The 2440-nt window shown below is 53.7% G+C and carries 3 protein-coding genes; 2 read left to right on the forward strand and 1 reads right to left on the reverse strand.

The genetic code is table 11. The features are described 5' to 3' along the window. Positions 1-667: 667 nt before the first annotated feature. Together H6G62_RS26765 and H6G62_RS26770 are read left to right on the forward strand one after the other, a co-directional pair. Positions 668-1102 (forward strand): hypothetical protein, encoded by a 435-nt coding sequence (locus H6G62_RS26765; RefSeq protein WP_190500839.1) that lies wholly within the window; start codon positions 668-670, stop codon positions 1100-1102. Beyond that, a complete protein-coding gene (locus H6G62_RS26770; protein ID WP_190500841.1) occupies positions 1092-2075 on the forward strand; it encodes a relaxase/mobilization nuclease domain-containing protein in 984 nt (327 codons plus the stop codon). Before H6G62_RS26765 ends, H6G62_RS26770 begins: the two co-directional genes overlap by 11 nt. Positions 2076-2090: 15 nt before the next feature. Here H6G62_RS26770 and H6G62_RS26775 read toward each other — a convergent pair. Further along, a partial coding sequence (locus H6G62_RS26775) for a XisI protein (protein WP_347239435.1) occupies positions 2091-2440 on the reverse strand: 350 nt, incomplete at its 5' end.

Consider the following 2440-nt stretch of genomic DNA (forward strand, 5'->3'; position numbering starts at 1 on the left):
ACGCCAAGGCCTTGAGGTGTCGCAGATCCCGACGATGGCTATATTGACGCAGCAAGGACAGCACTTGATCATAGAGACAGGTGGTGGCTGGCATGGCAAAGACCCTGAGATATGCAATTCCAGCGTCTCATGTCACCTCACCTTTTCCCCCTCGCAGCACGAGGTTTCAAGCCTTTCACCCACTTCTGTCAGGCAGTCAGGTCAACTTGGCTTAACTTGGAGCGAAATTGGCTCTAGCAAAACTCGAAACCGGGCTAAAACCAGGCCCAAATCAGGTGATTTTTAGGGCGCAACCGATAGTCAAAACCGATGTGTTTTTGGCGAGGCAAGAAATACTTTCCTGGGCCACCTCTCCGAACATGGCCAAGCATGGGCATCAAATCTCGATAAAAACACGAAAGGATTGGATAAGGGCCGCATAGGGGCTAGTCGGGGCACATCACAGAACCGCTAGGAACTCACTCGAAGCATCATCAGACAGGCTAAGAACTTGCTAGAGGAAGTATGGCAGTCAAGGTAGCACAGTCATGGCCAACCATCATTGTGACGACCCAGACAAAATCAGCTTTCATCGTCATCAGAATCTGGCCCTGAATATCTGACCTCAGACAGAGTAAGCCCCGCCCATGGATTTGCCAAGATTCGATCCAGTACACCTCTTTTGTGAATGATGTCTGATACCCATCGGCTTAGAATTAGGCTCAAAACTCACAACTACAACACCGTGATGGCTGAGGCCGAGCGCAGAGGCGCAGAACCCAGTCAAGTGATTGACGACTACATCGAAGCTACCCGGTTGCCCCACTTAACTGGGCCTCAAATCTATGGTTCTGTCCTCGATATGAAGACGCTGCTCCATCGCATCTTGGCCAAGGCGCGGGTCAACGGGATTGACCTGGACAGGATGGGTCTACCCATTGCTGCGCTGGATGCCAAGCTGACCATGCTCCACCGCCAACTGCTTGAAACGAATGGGGTGGATCTAAGCGGTCTGCCCAAAGGTATTCCTGTAGAACCCATGACTTTGGAGCAAGAACTGAGGCTAGAGCTAGAGCTAGAACAGGAACAGGGCGATGACCTAGACCAGGGCGATGCTCGTTAAGCACACCAAGCGCAAAGATCCCCTAGACGTGGCCCAGTATGTGTTGACTCGGCCTGAGGCCCAGGTAATTGGCGGCAATATGGTGAGTCTCGATAATCCCTACACCATTGCCCATGAGATCCGGCATAGCTGTTCGGGTTCTAGTCGGCTTCAGTACAACACCTATCACGCTTCTTTGGCCATTGCGCCCCCCGAACGCTTATCTGATAACCTTTGGTACCTTATCGCTAGCGACTACCTCGACAAAATGGGCTACCACCATCTGCCCTATGTGGTCGTGCGCCATGCCGATACCCGCCATGACCACATCCACATTGTGGCGGGTCGGTTTGACCTCGATAAAGGGAAGCGGGTGCCCGGAGACTGGGATCATTACCACGCCGAAGTAGCGGCCCGAGAACTGGAAGTCGAGTACGGACTGCCCCCGACCGTCCCAAGCTGGCACAAGGAGCGGAAACCGCCCACCGTTGGCATGATTCGCCATGAACGAGACACGGGCCAACCTGCGATTAAGCCTGAGCTTCAAGATCTCGTCGATGACATAACCAGCCAGGTCAATCACCTTGACCAGTTGGCTGACCGCTTGGAACAGGCTGGAGTGGATTTGCACATGAAGCCGATAGGCGAGATCACCATAGGGCTGACCTACCAATTTAAGGGACTCTACTTTAGCGCCTCTCAACTGGGCAGAGCCTATACCCTGAATGGCCTCCGCAGATATCGAGGAATTGAGTCACCCCAAGAGAGTCATGCCGTGATGGATTGGTGGGAGCGACGGCAGGGACAGGGTGAGGAACAAGGCCAACTCGAACCTAAAACCCAACCTCAGAATCAGGAACCAGCAGGCATTGACAACGCCCTGAAGCAACTTGAGGTGCAGCAGCGCCAGACCCAGGACGACGAAGACCGAAACCGGAAAGCGCAACGGCAGCGACGACGGCAGAAGCAGCGCAGTCGTCAGATGGAGCTGTGAGCTAGGGGTATGGCACTAAGCCACGGCAAAATCGGTAATCTGTCGCCGCTCGACGGATTTGAACCCCAGGACAATCTGCTGGTTATCGACGCCGAGGGCAATCAGTTCCGGTGCGATACCCGCTTCGGTGCCGTCTTGCTGAATCCAGATTTTGTCGTCGATGATATCGCAGTGAATCAGGGTGCCATAGATGCGCCGCTGCCCCTGCCAGCCAATTTCGGTCAGCAGGTAATGGTCGTTTTTCTCATCGACGATGATCTGTAGTTGAGTCTCTGGATCGCGGCCTAGGAAGTCGATATAGTCTTGCAAGACCTGCAAAATGGCCTGTTTTAGCTGGGTATTTGGGGCATCCATTGAACGATAAC

The sequence above is a fragment of the Phormidium sp. FACHB-1136 genome (genome assembly GCF_014697375.1).
GTDB lineage: Bacteria > Cyanobacteriota > Cyanobacteriia > Phormidesmidales > Phormidesmidaceae > Nodosilinea.